16 protein-coding genes and 1 pseudogene are annotated in these 19183 nt (G+C 72.5%); 10 read left to right on the top strand and 7 right to left on the bottom strand.

The annotated features are described in order from the left end of the window. Positions 1–169: 169 nt before the first annotated feature. Together AB0H81_RS30000 and AB0H81_RS29995 are read right to left on the bottom strand one after the other, a co-directional pair. On the bottom strand, positions 170–952 hold the full coding sequence (locus tag AB0H81_RS30000) for a phosphatase (RefSeq protein ID WP_358381264.1): 783 nt from the start codon (positions 950–952) through the stop codon (positions 170–172). Between the two features lie 30 nt (positions 953–982). Continuing rightward, positions 983–2146, bottom strand: coding sequence for an acetoin utilization protein AcuC (locus tag AB0H81_RS29995; RefSeq protein WP_358381262.1), 1164 nt, complete (start codon positions 2144–2146; stop codon positions 983–985). A gap of 154 nt (positions 2147–2300) precedes the next feature. On the opposite strand from AB0H81_RS29995, the gene AB0H81_RS29990 reads away from it, so the two are divergent. The 4 genes from AB0H81_RS29990 (at position 2301) to AB0H81_RS29975 (ending at position 5842) form a co-directional block, all read left to right on the top strand. After that, on the top strand, positions 2301–3458 hold the full coding sequence (locus tag AB0H81_RS29990) for a histidine kinase (protein ID WP_358381260.1): 1158 nt from the start codon (positions 2301–2303) through the stop codon (positions 3456–3458). Positions 3459–3474: 16 nt separating this feature from the next. Then, entirely contained in the window at positions 3475–4134 is a 660-nt protein-coding gene (locus tag AB0H81_RS29985) for a response regulator transcription factor (protein ID WP_358381258.1), read from the top strand. 80 nt (positions 4135–4214) lie between these two features. Further along, positions 4215–5105, top strand: a complete 891-nt coding sequence (locus AB0H81_RS29980) for an ATP-binding cassette domain-containing protein (protein ID WP_358381256.1) — start codon at positions 4215–4217, stop codon at positions 5103–5105. Then, positions 5102–5842, top strand: coding sequence for an ABC transporter permease (locus tag AB0H81_RS29975; RefSeq protein WP_358381254.1), 741 nt, complete (start codon positions 5102–5104; stop codon positions 5840–5842). Before AB0H81_RS29980 ends, AB0H81_RS29975 begins: the two co-directional genes overlap by 4 nt. A 64-nt stretch (positions 5843–5906) precedes the next feature. Here AB0H81_RS29975 and AB0H81_RS29970 read toward each other — a convergent pair whose 3' ends face one another. The 5 genes from AB0H81_RS29970 to AB0H81_RS29950 form a co-directional block, all read right to left on the bottom strand. Then, positions 5907–7091, bottom strand: coding sequence for an ABC transporter permease (locus AB0H81_RS29970; RefSeq protein WP_358381252.1), 1185 nt, complete (start codon positions 7089–7091; stop codon positions 5907–5909). After that, on the bottom strand, positions 7088–7870 hold the full coding sequence (locus AB0H81_RS29965; protein ID WP_358381250.1) for an ABC transporter ATP-binding protein: 783 nt from the start codon (positions 7868–7870) through the stop codon (positions 7088–7090). The genes AB0H81_RS29970 and AB0H81_RS29965 overlap by 4 nt, the downstream gene beginning before the upstream one ends. Beyond that, positions 7867–9246 carry an efflux RND transporter periplasmic adaptor subunit gene (locus AB0H81_RS29960; protein WP_358381248.1) on the bottom strand — a complete coding sequence of 460 codons (1380 nt, stop codon included), beginning with the start codon at positions 9244–9246 and terminating at the stop codon, positions 7867–7869. Before AB0H81_RS29960 ends, AB0H81_RS29965 begins: the two co-directional genes overlap by 4 nt. Before the next feature lie 106 nt (positions 9247–9352). Beyond that, the gene (gene proC / locus AB0H81_RS29955; protein WP_358381246.1) at positions 9353–10147 is read right to left on the bottom strand and encodes a pyrroline-5-carboxylate reductase; all 795 of its coding nucleotides are present in this window, start codon (positions 10145–10147) and stop codon (positions 9353–9355) included. Between the two features lie 40 nt (positions 10148–10187). Further along, positions 10188–11078 carry a proline dehydrogenase family protein gene (locus AB0H81_RS29950; RefSeq protein ID WP_358381244.1) on the bottom strand — a complete coding sequence of 297 codons (891 nt, stop codon included), beginning with the start codon at positions 11076–11078 and terminating at the stop codon, positions 10188–10190. A gap of 111 nt (positions 11079–11189) precedes the next feature. Here AB0H81_RS29950 and AB0H81_RS29945 point away from each other — a divergent pair, with 111 nt between their 5' ends. From AB0H81_RS29945 to clpB, 6 genes and pseudogenes are all read left to right on the top strand, one after another. Beyond that, positions 11190–11654, top strand: a complete 465-nt coding sequence (locus AB0H81_RS29945; protein ID WP_358381242.1) for a hypothetical protein — start codon at positions 11190–11192, stop codon at positions 11652–11654. 203 nt (positions 11655–11857) lie between these two features. After that, positions 11858–13732, top strand: a complete 1875-nt coding sequence (gene dnaK, locus AB0H81_RS29940; protein ID WP_358381240.1) for a molecular chaperone DnaK — start codon at positions 11858–11860, stop codon at positions 13730–13732. After that, entirely contained in the window at positions 13732–14355 is a 624-nt protein-coding gene (grpE, locus tag AB0H81_RS29935; protein ID WP_358381238.1) for a nucleotide exchange factor GrpE, read from the top strand. Before dnaK ends, grpE begins: the two co-directional genes overlap by 1 nt. A gap of 43 nt (positions 14356–14398) precedes the next feature. Beyond that, positions 14399–15586 (top strand): molecular chaperone DnaJ, encoded by a 1188-nt coding sequence (dnaJ, locus tag AB0H81_RS29930; RefSeq protein ID WP_358381236.1) that lies wholly within the window; start codon positions 14399–14401, stop codon positions 15584–15586. Between the two features lie 3 nt (positions 15587–15589). Continuing rightward, positions 15590–15886, top strand: a pseudogene (locus tag AB0H81_RS29925) (helix-turn-helix transcriptional regulator); the annotation flags it as partial. A gap of 60 nt (positions 15887–15946) precedes the next feature. Beyond that, complete coding sequence (gene clpB, locus AB0H81_RS29920) at positions 15947–18517, top strand: ATP-dependent chaperone ClpB (RefSeq protein ID WP_358381234.1); 2571 nt, start codon at positions 15947–15949, stop codon at positions 18515–18517. Positions 18518–19183 lie beyond the last annotated feature (666 nt).

The following is a 19183-nucleotide window of genomic DNA, read 5'->3' as shown; positions in this document are numbered from 1 at the left end:
CCAGCGAAATGGCTGGCCAGCACTGCTGCCGTGCACCTCGCCTCGACGTTGGAACCGTCCAACTCGTCACACATAGAGTCGCCCAGGGTGCGCCAAAAGTTGGCAAAGGGACAGCGAGCCTCTTGGAATGCAGGCGCGAAAAGACCGTATCGGGAGGGCCGAATTGAACTCAAAGGGCCCGTGTGACCAGTGTGACGAGCCGGTCCGTCAGCGGTGCGTAAAAGCGCGGTAGCACGTTGTCGTCGAGCGGGACGACAACGTCGATCTTCCCCTCGGCCTCACCGACGAACAGCCCGGGGTCGTTGCTGTCGGCGAAGGCCACCGTGGGCACGCCCGCCTGGCCCGCGGCCCCGGCCCAGCCGTGGTCGGCGATGACGAGGTCCGGCGGGGCGTCGCCCAGCTCGGCGAGCATCCACTCCATCGGGGCGGCGTCGTGGGTGTGGACGAAGCCGCCCTTGTCGTCGAGCATCGCCACGTCGTCGAGGTAGCGGAGCCGCCGCGGCCGGCCGAAGCCCGTCCCGGAGTACGTCCAGCCCTCGGCGGGCGTCAGCAGCGTCGCGCCGCGCTCGGCGGCGAGGCGGGCGAGCGGCAGGTGGACGGCCAGCAGACCGGTCGGGTGGCCGGTGGCGAACAGCAGCCGCGGGCGCTCACGCGACAGGGCGGCGGCGATGCGCTCGGCCATGGCGTCGAGGGCGTCGATCGTGAGGTCGGGGTCGATGGTGTCCTGCCCCCAGCGGTGGCCGGGGTCGGCGACCACGCCCGCGGACTTGGCCATCAGCTCCAGGACGTCGCGGAAGGACCAGGACTGCTCGCAGGTCAGGCCCAGCAGGTAGTACGGGTCGCCGTTGGCCAGGGAGCTGTAGTGGTCGAGGTTGTTCTCGCGGGGGGTCGCGACATCGCCGGCGATGCGGGTGCGCACCAGCTGCTCGCGGAGTTCGTCGCGGCTCAGCACTGCTCTTCCTCGTCAGGGCATGGGGGCTCGTCAGGGCATGGGATCGAGGCCGTGCAGGGGGAAGACCGCCTTGCGGGTCGCCATGATCGCACGGTCTATGGGATCTCCTGGGTCATAACCACCGGAAAGTGGACGAAATTCCGGACTGCGACCGTCTGTCATGGTGAGCGGCGGGGTCTCCCCCGTGCGCTCCCGCGCGAGGCGCCGCCACTCCTCGCCGGTCGGCGTGGCCGGGGCGATCGGGTGCCCCGCGACCTCGGCGATCAGGTGCGTCCACGCCCGCGGCACCACCTGCACCAGCTCGTAACCGCCGCCGCCGGTGACGATCCACCGGCCGCCCGCCGTCTCGTGGGCCAGGCGGTGCAGCGCGGCGTACGCGGCGCGCTGCCCGTCGACGCTGAGCATGAGGTTGGCCAGCGGATCGAGGGCGTGGCTGTCGCAGCCGTGCTGGGTGACCAGGACCTCCGGCCGGAACTCGCGCAGCAGCGGCGGCACCACCGCGTCGAAGGCCCGCAGCCACCCGGCGTCGCCGCAGCCTGCGGGGAGCGGCACGTTGACGGCCGTGCCCTCGGCGCCGGTCTCCTCCGAGAAGCCCGTGCCGGGGAAGAGTGTGCGCGGGCTCTCGTGCAGGCTGATCGTCAGCACGCGGGGGTCGCCGTAGAAGGCCGCCTGCACGCCGTCGCCGTGGTGGACGTCGACGTCCACGTACGCGACCCGGGTGGCGCCCCGCGCCAGCAGCCAGGCGATGGCCAGCGCCGGGTCGTTGTAGACGCAGAACCCGCTGGCCGTGGCGGCCATCGCGTGGTGCAGGCCGCCCGCCACGTTGACCGCGTGCTCTGCCGTGCCCTCCCACACCGCCCGGGCGGCGGCCAGGGACGCGCCGGCGATCAGCGCGGAGGCCTCGTGGACGCCGCGGAAGGCGGGGTTGTCCGGCGTGCCCAGCCCCGCCGACAGGTCGGGCGCGCCGGTGACCGAGACCCGCTTGACCGCCTCGATGTAGCCGCGCTCGTGGACCATGGCCAGCTCGTCGTCGCCCGCGGGGGCGCACCCGGCCAGCTCCACCTTGTCGAGGACGCCCAGCTCGCGGGCCAGCGCCATCGTCAGCTCGACCCGGACGGGCGCGAGCGGATGCCCGGGGCCGAAGTTGTATGAGGTGAGAGCGTCGTCCCAGATGACCCGTGCTGTCCGACTCATAGCTCTCCCGTTTCATCGCCTTGGGGCGACGTTACCGCAGCGTCCGCGGGTGTGGCCCCCCTGGCGGTCCCTGTTGATCAAGGTGAGATGTCACCGCCCTCCCGCCCCGCCGGCGAGCCCGCATACGCGGGCACATCCCGAATAAGGTCGCATCATGGCTCTCCTCCGGCCGGCGGCCCGGCGCGTCGCGGCCGTGTGGCGCTTCCTGAGGCGGCCCCGGGTCTTCGACGTCGCGCTCGTCGTCGTACTGGCCGCTGTCGGGGCCATCGGCATGGCGTCGGTCATCGTGCAGGGCCATCCCGACCTGGCGGCCGGCGCCACCCACTACGTGATCACCACGATCCCCCTCCTCGTCCGGCGCCGTCACCCGGTCCACGCCGTCGCCCTCGTCACCGCCCTCGACCTGACGGGCCTGGCCACCGGCGTCATCGAAGGGGCCAACGTGCCCATGTCGATCGCCCTGTACAGCGTCGGCCGCCACACCCGGGGCAGGACGGCCGTCCTGGTCACCGCCGCGACGGCGGTCGTCCACAACGTCGCCGCCGCGCTCGCCGTGGGAGGCCCCGCCGTCTGGACGCCCAGCGCGTTCGCGTTCTTCGCGTCCATGGGCGTGGGGCAGTTCGTCCGCGTCCGCGCCGAGCTCAACGAACGCGACCGCACGGAGGCGGCCGAGGCCGCGGTCCGCGCCGAGCGGCGGCGCATCGCCCGCGAGCTGCACGACGTCGTCGCCCACCACCTCAGCGTGATCAACGCCCTGGTCGGCGGCGCCCGCGCCACGCTCCCGCCCGGCCACGACGTCACCCGCGAGGCCCTGTCCGGCGCCGAGCAGACCGCCCGGCAGGCGCTGGCCGAGATGCGCCAGCTCCTGTACGTGCTGCGGGCCGGCGACGGCGACGGCTCCGACGCGGCCACGGGCGTCGGAGCCGACCGCCTGCCCGCGCTGGTCGAGGAGGCCCGCACCGCCGGCCTCCCGGCCGAGCTGACCGTGACCGGCGCGGCCGTGCCCCTGCCGGCGGCCGTGGACCACGCCGTGTACCGCATCGTCCAGGAGGCGCTGACCAACACCCGCAAGCACGCCCCGGGCGCGCGGGCCCGCGTCCTGCTCGCGTACGAGCCCGAGACGGTCGAGGTGGAGGTCGTGGACGACGGCGCCGACGGCGCCCAGCCGGACGGGCCGCCCGGGTTCGGGCTCGGCGGCATGGCCGAGCGGGTGGCGCTGTGCGGCGGCGAGTTACGCGCGGGCCACCGCCCGGAAGGCGGCTTCCGGGTGCGGGCCCGCATCCCTCTGGAGATCCCCTTGGAGCAGGCATGACCCCGGTGGAGCAGGCATGATCACGGTGTTGCTGGCGGACGACCACGCGCTGGTGCGCAAGGGTTTCCGCCTCATGCTGGACGCCCAGCCGGACATGACCGTGGTCGGCGAGGCCGGCGACGGCGAGGAGGCGGTCGAGCAGAGCCGGCGGCTGCGGCCCGACGTGGTGCTGATGGACCTGCACATGCCCGTCCTCGACGGGGTCCGCGCCACCGAGCTGATCACGGCCGAGCTGCCCGAGGTGCGGGTGCTCGCGCTCAGCACGTTCGACCTGGACGAACACGTCCTGGCCGCGCTGCGGGCCGGGGCCAACGGCTTCCTGCCCAAGGACGTCTCCCCGGAGGAGCTGGTGGAGGGGGTGCGCGTGGTCCACCGGGGCGAGTCGGCCGTCGCGCCGCGGCTGCTGGCCCGCCTCATCGGCACGTTCGTCCGGGCCGCCCGCCCGCGCCGCCCCGGCCGCCCCTCCGCCCTGTCCGGGCTCACCGACCGGGAGCGCGAGATCCTCGTGCTGATCGGGCGGGGCCGCTCCAACGGCGAGATAGCCACCGAGCTGGGCGTCTCCCCCTCGACCGTGAAGAACCACGTCACCAGCCTGTTCGGCAAGCTCGGCGTCAGGGACCGCGCCCAGGCGGTCATCGCCGCCTACGAGTCAGGGATGATCACACCAGGAGAGTAGGACCGCGCTCCCAGGGCGCGCGCCCACGAACGGTCCTCCGGCAGGAGGATCACTCGCCGCCGGGCCGCCAGGCTGGGGACATGACCGCGATACGCGCGACGAACCTGACCAAGAGCTACGGCCGGACCGTCGCCGTGGCAGACCTCTCCTTCGACGTCGGGCCCGGCCGGGTGACCGGATTCCTCGGGCCGAACGGCGCCGGCAAGTCCACGACGATGCGCATGATCCTCGGCCTCGACCGCCCCACCGGCGGATCGGTGCTCGTGGACGGCATACCGTACCGGGAACTACGTCACCCGCTGCGCAAGGTGGGCGCGCTGCTGGACGCCAAGGCCGTCCACGGCGGGCGCAGCGCGCGCGACCACCTCCTGGCCATCGCCCAGAGCAACGCGATCCCGGCGGGCCGGGTCATGGAGGTGCTGGAGACCGTCGGCCTGCGCGAGGTGGCCCGCAAGCGGATCGGCGGGTTCTCCCTCGGCATGTCGCAACGGCTCGGCATCGCCGCCGCGCTCCTCGGCGACCCCGAGATCCTCATCTTCGACGAGCCGGTCAACGGGCTCGACCCCGACGGGATCCTGTGGATCCGCACGTTCATGCGCGAGCTCGCCGCCGAGGGGCGCGCGGTGTTCGTCTCCAGCCACCTCATGAGCGAGATGGCGCAGACCGCCGACCACCTCGTCGTCATCGGCAGGGGCCGGCTGATCGCCGACACGAGCGTGGCGGAGTTCATCGGACGCAGCTCGCAGGCGTACGTACGCGTGCGCTCGCCCCGGCTGGCCGAGGTGGCCGATCTGGTCAAGGTCGGCGAGCTGCACCCGGACCACCTGCGCGTGACGGCGATGTCGCCGCTGGAGATCGGCACCCTCACCGCCCGGGCCGGTCTGCCGCTGGAGGAGCTGACGCTCGTGCAGCCCTCGCTGGAGGCGGCGTACATGGAGCTCACCAAGGACAGCCTGGAGTACTCGTCGTGATCGACATCATCCGTTCGGAATGGACCAAGCTGCGCTCGGTCCGCTCGACCATGTGGACGCTCGGCACCGCCGCGCTGCTCATGCTGGCCATCGGCACCCTGATGTCGATCGCGGTGAAGAACTCCCACGAGGGCCCGGTGCCGCCCGCCCAGGCCACCGCGATCAGCCTGGCCGGCTACTCCTTCGCCGCGCTGGCCGTCGCCGCGCTGGGCGCGCTGGTCGTGACCAGCGAATACCGCACGGGCGCCATCCGGGTGTCCTACATGGCGGTGCCGAGGCGGCTGCGGCTGCTGGCCGGCAAGCTGGTGGTGTTCACGGTGGTGGCACTGGCGGCCTGCACGGCCGCCTCGTTCGCCAGCTTCCTCGTCGGCCAGGCCATCCTCGGCGGGGCCTCGCTCGGCGACCCCGGCGTGCTGCGCACGGTCACCGGCACCGGCCTCTTCCTGACGGCGTGCGGCCTGTTCGGGCTGGCGCTCGGCGCCCTCGTCCGGCACACGCCCGGCGCGATCGTCTCGGCCATCGGGCTGATCCTCGTGCTGCCGCAGGTCACCCGCGTGCTGCCCGGCCAGTGGGGCAAGACGGTGAACGACTGGTTCACCTCCAACGCCGGGAGCCAGGTGGCGTTCCCGTCGCCGTCCAGCTCACTCGGGCCGTGGAGCGGGTTCGCCGTCTACCTCGGGTGGATCGCCGTCACGCTGGCCGTCGCCTGCGTTTTGACCGTGCGCCGCGACGCCTGACCCCGGGCGTGCCCGGCTACTCGTCGCGGTGCCTATTCGGCGCGGTGCCTATTCGGCGCGGTGCCTATTCGGCGCGGAGGGCGACCACGGGGTCCAGGCGGCCCGCCCTCCGCGCCGGCGCCACGCCGAAGAACACCCCCACCACGGCCGACACGCCGAACGCCAGCGCGATCGACCACCACGTGATCGACGCCGGCACCTCCGTGAACGACCGGATCGCCACCGCCCCGCCCACGCCCAGCACGATGCCGAGCACGCCGCCGATCGTGGTCAGCAGCACCGCCTCGATGAGGAACTGGGCCAGCACGTCGCGCTGCCGGGCGCCGAGCGCCTTGCGCAGCCCGATCTCCTTGGTCCGCTCCCGCACGCTGACCAGCATGATGTTGGACACGCCGACCCCGCCCACCAGGAGGGAGATGCCGGCGATGGCCGCGAGCACGCCGGTCAGCATGCCGAGCACGCTGCCGATCGTCCCGAGGAGCTGCGTCTGGGTGACGGCCGAGAACTTCTCGCCCGGGTACCGCTCGGTGAGCGCGGCCACGACCCTGCCCTGCAGCGCCTCCACCTCGTCCGCCCCCGATGCGCCCACGGCCAGCCCGTTGACCCGGTCGACGCCGAGCATGCGCTGCGCCGTCGTCACCGGCACGTGCACCTCCTGGTCGCGGGAGAGCCCGAACGTCTGCCCGACCGTGGCGTACACGCCGACCACCCGGAACCGCGCCCCGGCGATCGAGACCTGCCGCCCCACCGGGTCCACGTCGCCGAACATCCGCGCCGCCACCTCGGAGCCGAGCACGGCCACGCGGCGCCGGGTGTCGACGTCGGTCTCGCTCAGGTGGCGGCCCTTGGCGAGGGGCCGCTGGAAGACGTTCGTGAGGTTCTGGTCGGTGCCGATGACCGTGACGAACGCCTCCGTACGGCCCACCCGGACGGTCTCCCCCGACTGGAGCGACACGGTCACCTTGGCCGGGTCGCCCACCACGCGCCGCACGTAGGCCACGTCGGCCAGGCTCAGCCGGCTCTGCGTCGGCGCAGCTCCCACGGTGAGCTGCCCGGGCACGACCAGGATGATGTTGGTGCCGAGGCCGGAGATCTGCTTCTCCACGGCGTCCTTCGCGCCCGTGCCGACCGAGACGAGGATGACCACGGCCAGCACGCCGATGATGACGCCGAGCATGGTCAGGGCGCTGCGCAGCCGGTTGACCCGCAGCGCCTCCAGCGCCATGACGAACGCCTCGCGCCCCCTCACGGCCTTCCCTCCGCCCCGGCGTCCAGACCCATGTCAAGGCCGGTGTCCAGCTCGATGCGCCCGTCGCGTACGTGGATCTGGCGGCGGGCGTGCGCGGCCACCTCCGGCTCGTGCGTGACCAGCACGACGGCGACCCCGCGTTCGGCGTTGAGCCGGTCGAGGATCGCCATGACCTCCGTGCCGTTGCGCGTGTCCAGGTTGCCCGTGGGCTCGTCGGCGAGCAGCACCTTCGGCTCGCCGACCAGCGCCCGGGCGATGGCGACCCGCTGCTGCTCGCCGCCGGACATCTGCGACGGCCGGTGCCCCATCCGGTGGCCGAGCCCGACCGACTCCAGCGCCGCCCTGGCCCGCTCGCGCCGCTCGGTCCGGCCGAGGCCCCGGTAGACGAGGGGCAGCGCGACGTTGTCGAGGGCGGTGGTCCTGGCCAGCAGGTGGAAGGACTGGAAGACGAAGCCGATGGTCTGGTTGCGCAGCTCCGCCAGCCGCGTGTCGGACAGCCCGGACATCTCCACCCCGTTGATCCGCAGCACGCCGGAGGTGGGCCGGTCGAGGCAGCCGAGCAGGTGCATGAGCGTCGACTTGCCGGAGCCCGACGGCCCGACGATGGCCGCGAACTCGCCCTGGCCGATCCGGAGCGACACGCCCCGCAGCGCCTCGACGGACACGCCGTCGAGGTCGTAGCGGCGGGTGAGGTCCACGGCCTCGATCGCGGGCGGCCCCGTAGGCGTCCTGGCGGGCGGGGCCGGGGGTGTCGTGGCGGACGGGTCCGGGGACGTCATGGCAGGCGCTGGCCCGGCCGTACGGAGTCGGCGCCCTTGACGACGACCCGCTCGCCGACCGACAGCCCGCTCAGCACCTCGACCACCGCCTCGCCCTGGGCGCCGAGCTTGACCACGCGGCGCTGAGCGACCCCGTCGCGCACCGCCCAGACGACGCTCTCGCGCCCGCTGGAGACGATCGCGGACGCCGGGACCGACACGGCCGACGGCGACTCGCGCACGGTCAGCCGCGCCACCGCGCTCATGCCCGGCTTGGGCGTGGGGGCCTCGGCGCCGTCGTCGAACGACCCCGGGCCGAGCGAGAGCTGCACGGGGTAGCTGACGCCGCCCGTCGTGCCCTCCTTCGGGGTGACGCCGACGCCGGTGACGCGACCCGTGTAGCCGGCCCCCGGGACGGCGTCGAGCTCGACCGTGGCCCTGGTGCCCTTCCTGACCAGCAGGACGTCGGTCTCGTCGATGTCGGCGGACAGGGTCAGCTTCGACACGTCGGTGACGGTCACGATCGAGTCGCCGGCCGACACGGGGACGCCGGTCGCCACGGGAGTGCCGGCCCCGCCCGACCCGGTGGACGGAAGCGACGGGAGTTGCTGGCCGCCGCCGGGGATCTGGCTCAGCAGCCCGTCCAGGCCGCCCGAGCCGCCGCCGCCCGAGGCGTGGCCCAGCGTGACCACTCCCGAGAAGGGGGCCCTGATCGTGAGCGACGCGACCGTGCCCTCGGCCGCCTTGACCGCGGCCTTCGCCTGGGTGCGCGAGGCCGCCTGGAGCGAGGCCATGGACCCGGCAAGGCCGCTGAACCCGCTCGTCACGCCCGACAGGACGCCGTTGATCGAGCGGTTGAGCTGGGCGGTGATCGAGGCCAGGGCCCTGGTCTGCGCCCGGTGCTGCGCCTCGGCCAGGTCGATGGCGCCGAGCAGCTGCTTGCGGGCCTGGGCGTCGCGGATCCTGCGCGCCTCCTTGCGGGCCCTGGCGAAGTGCCTGCTGACCTTGGCGTCGAACGCGCGGGTGTCGAACGAGGCGAGCCGCACCTGCGGGCTCGCGAGGCGCGGGGCCGCGGGCGAGGCCTGCTTGGCGGCCTGGCGGGCCTGCTTGAGCTGGCCCTCCGCCTGCGGGGAGCGGATCTTGGCCAGCAGCTCGCCCTTGCGGACGTGGTCGCCCTCGCGGACGTACAGCTTGGCGAGCGTGCCCGGGGCGGGGGCGCGCAGCGTCGCCGTGGCTCGGGCGCCGACCGTGGCGGGGGCCTCGACGACCTCCGTGACGGGGGCGCGCCGGACGTCGGTCAGCTCGACGCCGGCCGGCTCGTCCGAGGTGCAGCCGGCGACGGCGAACAGGAGGAGCAACGGGACGAGCAGCGGGGGGATGCCGCGACGGATCGTCACCCGATCCATCGTAGGGACAGGGGATGGCGGGTCTCGCGTCAGCCCGAGCCTCGCCGCCTCCGGCCGGCCGGCGATCCCCGGACCGCGCCCCGCCGCCTGCGGCGGGTCAGCCCGAGGCCAGCTCGCGGCCGCGGTCGCGGGCGGCCTCGATCGCGGCCAGGAACGCGGCGCGCACGCTGTGCCGTTCGAGCTCGGCGATCGCGGCGATGGTGGTGCCGCCCGGCGAGGTCACGGCCTCGCGCAGGATCACCGGGTGCTCGCCCGAGTCGCGCAGCATCACGGCCGCGCCCACGATCGACTGGGTCACCATGTCGAGGGCCGCGGCCCGCGGCATGCCGAGCAGGATGCCCGCGTCGACCATGGCCTCGACCAGGTAGAAGAAGTAGGCGGGCCCGGAGCCCGACAGCGCGGTCGCCGCGTCCTGCTGGGCCTCGGGGATGCGCAGCACCTTGCCGACGGGCCTGAGCAGGTCCTCGGTGCGCCGGAGGTGCTCCTCGCCCGCGTGGGCGCCCGCCGAGATCACGCTCATCGCCTCGTCGAAGCGGATCGGCGTGTTGGACATGACGCGGACCACCGGCACCTCGACGCCGAGGCGCTGCTCGACGAACCCGGTGGTGATGCCGGCCGCCGCCGTGATCACCAGCCGGTCCGCCGGGACGTAGGGGGCGATCTCGGCCAGCAGCGTCGCCATGTCCTGCGGCTTGACGGCCAGGATGAGCGTCTCGGCCGCCTTGGCGGCCTCGGAGTTGGACAGCGTGCGCACGCCGTACGTCTCGCGCAGCGCGCGCGCCCGCTCGGGCCTGCGCGTGGTCGCCACGATGTCGCCGGGCTGGACGCCCGCCCGCAGCAGCCCGGACAGCAGGGCCTCGCCCATCTTGCCGGTGCCCAGAATCGCGATCACGTCACACCTCCGTCCAGCAGCCTACCGGCGGGCGGATGCCTCAGCGGCGCCCGACCAGGGAGCGGAGGAAGAAGGTCAGGTTGCGGGGGCGCTCGGCCAGGCGGCGCATGAGGTAGGGGTACCAGTCGGCGCCGTACGGCACGTAGACGCGCATCTGGGCGCCGAGCCGGGCCAGGCGCTCCTGTTCGCCGGGCCGCACGCCGTACAGCATCTGGAACTCGAACCTGGAGTGGTCGCGGCCGTGGAGCACGGCGAGCGCCGAGGCGATCTCGACCAGCCGGGGGTCGTGGGTGGCGACCATGGGGTAGCCGGCGCCGGCCATGAGCACCTTGAGGCAGCGCACGTACGCGCGGTCGATGTCGGCCGGCGCGGTGAGCGCGCCCGGCGCGGTGTAGGCGCCCTTGCACAGCCGCACCCGGGCGCCCTCGGCCTCGGCCAGCCTGGCGCAGCGCTCCAGCGCGCCGGGAAGGTACGACTGGACGACCACGCCGACCGAGGGGTGCTCCTTGAGCAGGGTGGCGTGCACCGAGTGGAGCCCGCCGATCGTGTCGTGCTCCTCCGCGTCGAGCGTGAGCGTGATGCCGCGCTCGGCGGCGTGCTCGCAGATCGTGGCGGCGTTGTCCAGCGCGAGCTGCTCCGACAGCCGCAGGCCGAGCGCGGTGAGCTTGACCGACACGTCGGCGCCCTCGGGCAGCAGGCCGAGCAGCGCGAGGTAGGCGTGCACGGTGCCCTCGGCCTGCGCCCGGTCGCCGACCTCCTCGCCCAGGTGGTCGACGGTGACGAGCAGGCCCTCGCGGGTGAGGCCGGCCACGACGGCCGCCACGTCGCCGGCGACGTAGCGGCTGACCACGTCGCGGGTCAGCGGGGAGGTGGAGACGACCCGCTCGACGCGGTCGCTCCTGGAGGCCGCGAGCAGCACCTGACGAAGCACATCTCCAACCCTAGCCGGACACTCCGATCCCCGCCGGACCGCCGTCCGGCGCATCGCGGGACGTCTCCTGAACCGGGCGGGCGCGCCATCCGTCGTACGGGTATGCGGACGATGAAAGCGACTCTTCTGGCCGGATGCGTCGTGCTCGCGATGGGATGCGGCACGGCGACGTCCACCGGGCAGGCCGGCGCGCCCACCGGAGGGCAGGCCGCCTCTCCCGCTCCCGACACCCCCGTCTCCGCCTCGGCGGTGACCACCCCGCCCAAGGGCCCCAAGCCGGTCAAGGCCACGGGCGACGCGGTGAACGTGCGCAAGGTCCCCTGGCAGAAGGCCAAGCCGGTCTCCAAGGGCCGCGCGGTCCAGCTCGTGTGGTCGTCGGGCGTCGAGCCCTGCACGGTCCTGGACCGCGTGAAGGTCAAGGAGACCAGGAAGACCGTGACGCTCACCCTGTACGAGGGCGCCTCCCCCAAGGCGAAGAACGTGGCCTGCATCATGATCGCCATCGACAAGACCACGACGGTCAAGCTCAAGTCCCCGCTCGGCCACCGGAAGATCGTGGACGGCGCCAAGCGCTGACCAGCGGTTCCCGGAGACGAAGCCCGCCCCTGCCCCGGCACGGTCATCCGTGCCGGGGCACTTTTGTGGGCGAAGGCGCGTTTGGTGGGAATGCGGGGCGAGTCATCTAGGTTGAGTCGAGTAGGCTCAAGGCGTTTGACAAAGCCTCACGGCATTCGTAGCTTGAGTCTGACCGACTCAACTTTGACCACAAGGACGTACTCATGGCACGTGCGGTAGGTATCGACCTTGGGACGACCAACTCCGTCGTCTCGATCCTCGAGGGCGGTGAGCCCACCGTCATCGCCAACGCGCAGGGCTCGCGGACCACGCCGTCCGTGGTCGCCTTCGCGAAGAACGGCGAGGTCCTGGTCGGCGAGGTCGCCAAGCGCCAGGCCGTCACCAACGTGGACCGCACCATCCGCTCCGTCAAGCGCGAGATGGGCACCAACTGGTCCCAGGAGATCGACGGCAAGAAGTTCTCCCCGCAGCAGATCAGCGCGTTCGTCCTGCAGAAGCTCAAGCAGGACGCCGAGGCCTACCTGGGCGAGAAGATCACCGACGCGGTGGTCACCGTCCCGGCCTACTTCAACGACGCCCAGCGCCAGGCCACCAAGGAGGCCGGCACGGTCGCGGGCCTCAACGTGCTGCGCATCATCAACGAGCCCACCGCCGCGGCCCTCGCGTACGGGCTCGACAAGGAGCAGGACCAGACGATCCTGGTCTTCGACCTCGGCGGCGGCACCTTCGACGTGTCCCTGCTCGACGTCGGCCAGGAGGACGGCCACGGCTTCGTCGAGGTGAAGGCCACCTCCGGCGACAACCACCTCGGTGGCGACGACTGGGACCAGCGCGTCGTCGACGAGCTGGTCAAGCGCTTCCAGAACGCCCACGGCGTCGACCTGTCCAAGGACAAGATGGCTCTGCAGCGCCTGCGCGAGGCCGCGGAGAAGGCGAAGATCGAGCTGTCCAGCCAGTCCGAGACCACCATCAACCTGCCCTACATCACGGCTTCCTCCGAGGGCCCGCTGCACCTCGACGAGAAGCTGACCCGCGCCGAGTTCCAGCGCCTGACCGCCGACCTGCTCGAGCGGACCAAGGGCCCGTTCCACCAGGTCATCAAGGACGCCGGCATCAAGGTCTCCGACATCGCCCACGTGGTGCTCGTCGGCGGCTCGACCCGCATGCCCGCCGTCACCGACCTGGTCAGGGAGCTGACCGGCGGCAAGGAGCCCAACAAGGGCGTCAACCCGGACGAGGTCGTCGCCATCGGCGCCGCCCTGCAGGCCGGCGTGCTCAAGGGCGAGGTCAAGGACGTCCTGCTGCTCGACGTGACCCCGCTGTCCCTCGGCATCGAGACCAAGGGCGGCATCTTCACGAAGATCATCGAGCGCAACACGACGATCCCGACCAAGCGCTCCGAGGTCTTCACCACGGCCGAGGACAACCAGCCGTCGGTGCAGATCCAGGTCTTCCAGGGCGAGCGCGAGATCGCCTCGTACAACAAGAAGCTCGCCACGTTCGAGCTCACCGGCATCGCCCCGGCGCCGCGCGGCATCCCGCAGATCGAGGTCACCTTCGACATCGACGCCAACGGCATCGTCAACGTCTCCGCCAAGGACCTGGGCACGGGCAAGGAGCAGTCGATGACGATCACCGGCGGCTCCGCGCTGCCGAAGGACGACATCGAGCGGATGATGCGCGAGGCCGAGTCGTACGCCGAGGAGGACAAGAAGCGCCGCGAGGAGGCCGAGGTCCGCAACAACGCCGACGGGCTCGCCTACCAGACGGAGAAGTTCCTCCGCGAGAACGACGACAAGGTCCCGGGCGACATCAAGACCGAGGTCAACGACGCGCTCACCGAGCTGAAGAAGGCGCTGGAGGGCACCGACACCGACACGATCCGCACCTCCGCCGAGAAGCTCGCCACCGTCAGCCAGAAGATGGGCTCGGCGATCTACGCCCAGAGCCAGCAGCAGGCCGGCGGCGAGGGCGCCCCGCAGGGTGCCGCGCCCGGTGACGGCCAGCAGCAGAAGGCCGACGACGACGTGGTCGAGGCCGAGATCGTTGACGACGACCAGCCGAAGAAGGACCAGTGATGCCGCCGCGTGACAACGGGCACGAGCACGGTGAGCCGGTGATCCGCGACAACCGCAAGATCGACCCGGAGACGGGGCTGCCACGCGTCAGGGCGGAGGCCGGGGCCGACGCCCAGGCCGACCAGGCGCCGGCCCCCGAGCGCGCCGGTACCGCGGCCGACGGCGAGCTGGAGTCCCAGCTCGCCGAGCGGACCGCCGACCTCCAGCGCCTCCAGGCCGAGTACACCAACTACCGCAGGCGCGTCGAGCGTGACCGCGTCGCGGTACGCGAGCAGGCGGTCGCGGGCGCGCTCACGGAGCTGCTGCCCGTACTCGACGACATCGGCCGGGCCCGCGACCACGGCGAGCTGACCGGCGGCTTCGCGAAGGTGGCGGAGTCCCTGGAGGCCGCGGTCACCAAGCTCGGGCTGAGCGCGTTCGGTCAGAAGGGCGACCCGTTCGACCCGACCGTCCACGAGGCGCTGATGCACAGCTACTCGCCGGACGTGGCCGAGCCGACCGCCATCGAAGTCCTTCAGCCCGGCTACCGGATGGGTGACCGGGTCCTGCGGCCGGCCCGCGTGGCCGTGGCCGAGCCCGAGGACGCCCCCCCGGCGTCCGACAGCGCCGGTTCCGGCGACTGACTGCGTCTCGACAACTCAAGCGATCAAGGACGAAGGGCTGTAGATGAGCACCAAGGACTACCTGGAGAAGGACTACTACGCCGTCCTTGGTGTGCCCAAGACCGCGACCGCCGACGAGATCAAGAAGGCGTACCGGAAGCTGGCCAGGCAGTACCACCCGGACACCAACCACGGCGACACCGCCAAGGAGACCAAGTTCAAGGAGGTCTCGGAGGCGTACGACGTGCTGTCCGACGGCAAGCGCCGCAAGGAGTACGACGAGGCCCGCACGCTGTTCGGCTCGGGCGTCGGTGCCCAGCGGCCCGGCGCCGGCGGGTTCTCGTTCGACTTCGGCGACCTCTTCGGCGGCACGGCCGGTCAGCAGACCGGCCACGGCGCCGGAGAGCGGCTCGGCGACCTGTTCGGCGGGCTGTTCAACCGCGGCGGCGGTGGCGGTGGTGCGACCCGCACCACCAGCGCCACCCGGCCGCGCCGCGGTCAGGACGTCGAGTCCGAGGTCACGCTCACGTTCACCGAGGCGATCGAGGGCACCACGGTGTCCCTGCGGCTCACGAGCTCGGCCGCCTGCGGGGCGTGCAGCGGCACGGGAGCCAAGGCGGGCACCACCCCGCGGGTGTGTCCCACCTGTGAGGGCACCGGCGCGGCCAGCCGCAACCTCGGCAGCTTCGCCTTCTCCGAGCCGTGCCGCGACTGCAAGGGCCGCGGCCTGCTCGTGGACGACCCGTGCCCCGTGTGCGACGGCAGCGGCCGGGCCAAGAGCACGCGCACCATCCAGGCGCGCATCCCCGCGGGGGTGGCCGACGGCCAGCGGGTCAGGCTCAAGGGCAAGGGCGCGCCGGGCGAGAACGGCGGGCCCGCGGGCGACCTGTACATCCTCACCCACGTCAAGCCGCACGCGGTCTTCGGCCGCCAGGGCGACAACCTGACGATCACCGTGCCGGTGACGTTCACGGAGGCCGCGCTGGGCGCCGAGATCAAGGTGCCGATCCTCAAGGGGATGCCGGTGACGCTGCGCATCCCGCCGGGCACGCCCAACGGGCGCACGTTCCGGGTCCGGGGCAGAGGCGCCGCGCACAAGGACGGCACCAAGGGCGACCTGCTCGCCACGGTGGAGGTGATCGTCCCGCAGAGCCTGGACGACAAGTCGCGCGAGCTCCTGACGGAGTTCGGCACCGCGACGGCGGGTGATGACCCGCGAGCTGATCTCATTCAGAGAGCCAGAAGCGAGTAGCCGATGGACGCCAACTATTTCGACCTGTCAGACGACACGCCCGTCTACGTGATCTCGGTGGCCGCACAGCTCTCGGGGCTGCACCCGCAGACGCTGCGGCAGTACGACCGGCTGGGGCTGGTCTGCCCGGGGCGTACGGCGGGGCGCGGCCGCCTCTACTCGACCCGTGACATCCTCCAGCTTCGCGAGGTGCAGCGGCTCTCCCAGGAGGAGGGCATCAACCTCGCCGGCATCAAGCGGATCCTCGAGCTCGAGAACGAGGCACTGCGGCTGCGCGAAGAGGTTCACCGCCTGCGCGCCGAGATGCAGATGGTCAAGGCGCTGATCCGCTACGAGCTGCCACCGGGGGCCTAGAACACGATGGACTACAAGCTCACCCAGAAGAGCCAGGAGGCGCTGTCGGGCGCCATGCGGCGCGCCGCCGCCGAGGGTCATCCCGAGATCTCCCCGGCTCATCTGCTGACCACGCTGCTCGGCCAGACGGGCGGCACCGCGGTCCCGCTGCTGGACGCCGTGGGCGCCGACTGGAAGGCCGTGCGCGCCAAGGCCGAGGAGACGCTGGCGGCGCTGCCCAAGGCGCAGGGCTCCACCGTGAGCGCGCCGACGAGCTCGCGCCAGCTCCTCACCGTCATCAACACCGCGGCGCAGCGCGCCAAGCGGCTGGAGGACGAGTACGTCTCCACAGAGCACCTGCTCGTGGGCCTGGCCACCGACGGCGGCCAGATGGCCGAGCTGCTGAAGTCGCAGGGGGCCACCCCGCAGGCGCTGCTCGACGCGTTCGAGAAGGTGCGCGGCCACGCCCGCGTCACCAGCGAGACGCCCGAGGACACCTACCAGGCGCTGGAGAAGTACGGCGTCGACCTCACCGAGCGGGCCCGCAGCGGGCGGCTCGACCCGGTCATCGGTCGCGACTCCGAGATCCGCCGCGTCGTGCAGGTGCTGTCGCGGCGCACCAAGAACAACCCGGTGCTGATCGGCGAGCCCGGCGTCGGCAAGACCGCCGTCGTCGAGGGGCTCGCCCAGCGGATCGTGGCGGGCGACGTGCCCGAGTCGCTGCGCAACAAGCGGCTCATCTCGCTCGACCTGGGCGCGATGGTGGCGGGCGCGAAGTACCGCGGCGAGTTCGAGGAGCGGCTGAAGGCCGTGCTGTCCGAGATCAAGGAGAGCAACGGCCAGATCGTCACCTTCATCGACGAGCTGCACACCGTCGTCGGCGCGGGGGCCGCCGAGGGCGCGATGGACGCGGGCAACATGCTCAAGCCCATGCTGGCGCGCGGCGAGCTGCGCATGATCGGCGCGACGACGCTCGACGAGTACCGCGAGCGCATCGAGAAGGACCCGGCGCTGGAGCGCCGCTTCCAGCAGGTGTACGTCGGCGAGCCCACGGTCGAGGACACCATCGCGATCCTGCGCGGGCTGAAGGGCCGCTACGAGGCCCACCACCAGGTGCAGATCGCCGACAGCGCGCTGGTGGCCGCCGCAGCCCTGTCCGACCGCTACATCACCAGCCGGTTCCTGCCGGACAAGGCCATCGACCTGGTCGACGAGGCCGCCTCGCGGCTGCGCATGGAGATCGACTCCCGTCCCGTGGAGATCGACCAGCTCCAGCGCAACGTCGACCGGATGAAGATGGAGGAGCTGGCCCTCTCCAAGGAGACCGACGACGCCTCGCTCCAGCGGCTGGAGCGGCTGCGCAAGGAGCTGGCCGACCGGCAGGAGGAGCTGAACTCCCTCGTCGGCCGCTGGGAGCGCGAGAAGGCCGGCCTCAACAAGGTCGGCGAGCTGAAGAAGCAGCTCGACGAGGCGCGCAGCTCGGCCGAGCGGGCCCAGCGCGACGGCGACTTCGAGGCGGCGTCCCGGCTCATGTACGCCGAGGTGCCGAGGCTGGAGCAGGCGCTGCGCGAGGCGTCCGAGGCCGCCCAGCCGGACGACGCCATGGTCAAGGAGGAGGTCGGCCCCGACGACATCGCCGAGGTCATCTCGTCCTGGACGGGCATCCCGGCCGGCCGCCTGATGGAGGCCGAGACGGCCAAGCTGCTGCGCATGGAGGACGAGCTGGCCACACGGCTCGTCGGGCAGCGGCAGGCCGTGCAGGCCGTGTCCGACGCGGTGCGGCGCAGCAGGGCCGGCATCGCCGACCCCGACCGGCCGACCGGCTCCTTCCTGTTCCTCGGTCCCACGGGCGTCGGCAAGACCGAGCTGGCCAAAGCGCTGGCGGAGTTCCTGTTCGACGACGAGCGGGCGATGACCCGCATCGACATGAGCGAGTACTCCGAGAAGCACAGCGTCGCCCGGCTCGTCGGAGCGCCTCCGGGCTACGTCGGCTACGAGGAGGGCGGCCAGCTCACCGAGGCCGTGCGGCGCCGGCCGTACACCGTGGTGCTGCTGGACGAGGTGGAGAAGGCCCATCCCGAGGTCTTCGACATCCTGCTCCAGGTGCTCGACGACGGGCGGCTCACCGACGGTCAGGGCCGTACGGTCGACTTCCGCAACACGATCCTGATCCTCACCTCCAACCTGGGCTCCCAGTTCCTGGTCGATCCGACGCTGGAGAACGGCGCCAAGCGCGACGCCGTGATGGGCGCGGTCCGGGGCGCGTTCAAGCCGGAGTTCCTGAACCGGCTCGACGACGTGATCCTGTTCGACGCGCTCGGCTCCGAGGAGCTGGCCCAGATCGTCGACCTCCAGGTCGAGCGGCTGGCGCGGCGCCTGTCGGACCGCAGGCTGACCCTGGAGGTCACGCCGGCGGCCCGCGAGTGGCTCTCGCTCACGGGCTACGACCCGATGTACGGCGCGCGGCCGCTGCGCCGGCTGGTCCAGTCGGCGATCGGCGACAAGCTCGCCAAGGCGGTGCTGTCGGGCGAGATCGTGGACGGCGACAAGGTGCTGGTGGAGCTCGGCGACGACGAGCTGACCGTCAAGCGCGCCTGACGCGACCCCGGCGGCCGGGAGCGCAGGCCGTCGAGCGCGCCTGAGGCGGCCTCGACGGCTGGGAGCGCCGACCGTCGAGAGCGTCTGACGTGTGGCGAGGCCCCGGGGGCCCGGCCTTTCGGCTGGGACTCCGGGGCTTTCGCGTGCGCGCCCCGACACGTCCGGGACACGGCCGGAGGTAAGGAGGCCGGGGGTAAGGACTGGCCCACCGTTCGGCCAAGCGCCCCGCACGGCGGCGCTCGGCCGGCTAGCTTCGGCCTTCGTCCGAGACGCCGCCGGCCACGGCCCGAGCAGCCGCGCGGACCTCGGCCCGAGAAGGCGCCCGGCGCTGTCCGAGCGCCCGTGACGACGAGAGCGCCCGGCGCCCGTACGGCGAAGGCGCCCGGCGTCGTCCGAGCCCGTACCGACGAGAGGACGTGCAGTGTCGAACTCAGCGTCAGACTCAGCGCCATCACGGCTATCACCGTCATCCCGGTCCTGTCCCCGCTCCCGGGCCGCCGTCGCGGTGGCCACGCTGAGCGCCGGTGTCATCTGGATCGTCGCCGCCCCGCCCCCTGCCCTGGCCGCTCTGGCCATCGCGGGGGTCGGGGCCGGGGTCGGGGGCGTCGCCGCTGTCGGAGCCGGGGCCGGGGGCGACGAGGACGCCTCCGCGGTCGTGGCGCGGAC

The sequence above is a fragment of the Nonomuraea sp. NPDC050691 genome, from assembly GCF_040654455.1.
In the GTDB taxonomy this organism is placed as follows: Bacteria; Actinomycetota; Actinomycetes; order Streptosporangiales; family Streptosporangiaceae; genus Nonomuraea.
This window is presented reverse-complemented; position numbering and strand designations above follow the sequence as displayed.

Coding starts and splice junctions, on each gene's coding strand:
- grpE (WP_358381238.1), top strand. CDS start 13,732: ATGCCGCCGCGTGACAACGGGCACGAGCACGGTGAGCCGGTGATCCGC.
- dnaJ (WP_358381236.1), top strand. CDS start 14,399: ATGAGCACCAAGGACTACCTGGAGAAGGACTACTACGCCGTCCTTGGT.
- AB0H81_RS29980 (WP_358381256.1), top strand. CDS start 4,215: ATGACCGCGATACGCGCGACGAACCTGACCAAGAGCTACGGCCGGACC.
- clpB (WP_358381234.1), top strand. CDS start 15,947: ATGGACTACAAGCTCACCCAGAAGAGCCAGGAGGCGCTGTCGGGCGCC.
- AB0H81_RS29965 (WP_358381250.1), bottom strand. CDS start 7,870: ATGACGTCCCCGGACCCGTCCGCCACGACACCCCCGGCCCCGCCCGCC.
- AB0H81_RS29985 (WP_358381258.1), top strand. CDS start 3,475: ATGATCACGGTGTTGCTGGCGGACGACCACGCGCTGGTGCGCAAGGGT.
- dnaK (WP_358381240.1), top strand. CDS start 11,858: ATGGCACGTGCGGTAGGTATCGACCTTGGGACGACCAACTCCGTCGTC.
- AB0H81_RS29990 (WP_358381260.1), top strand. CDS start 2,301: ATGGCTCTCCTCCGGCCGGCGGCCCGGCGCGTCGCGGCCGTGTGGCGC.
- AB0H81_RS29995 (WP_358381262.1), bottom strand. CDS start 2,146: ATGAGTCGGACAGCACGGGTCATCTGGGACGACGCTCTCACCTCATAC.
- AB0H81_RS29945 (WP_358381242.1), top strand. CDS start 11,190: ATGAAAGCGACTCTTCTGGCCGGATGCGTCGTGCTCGCGATGGGATGC.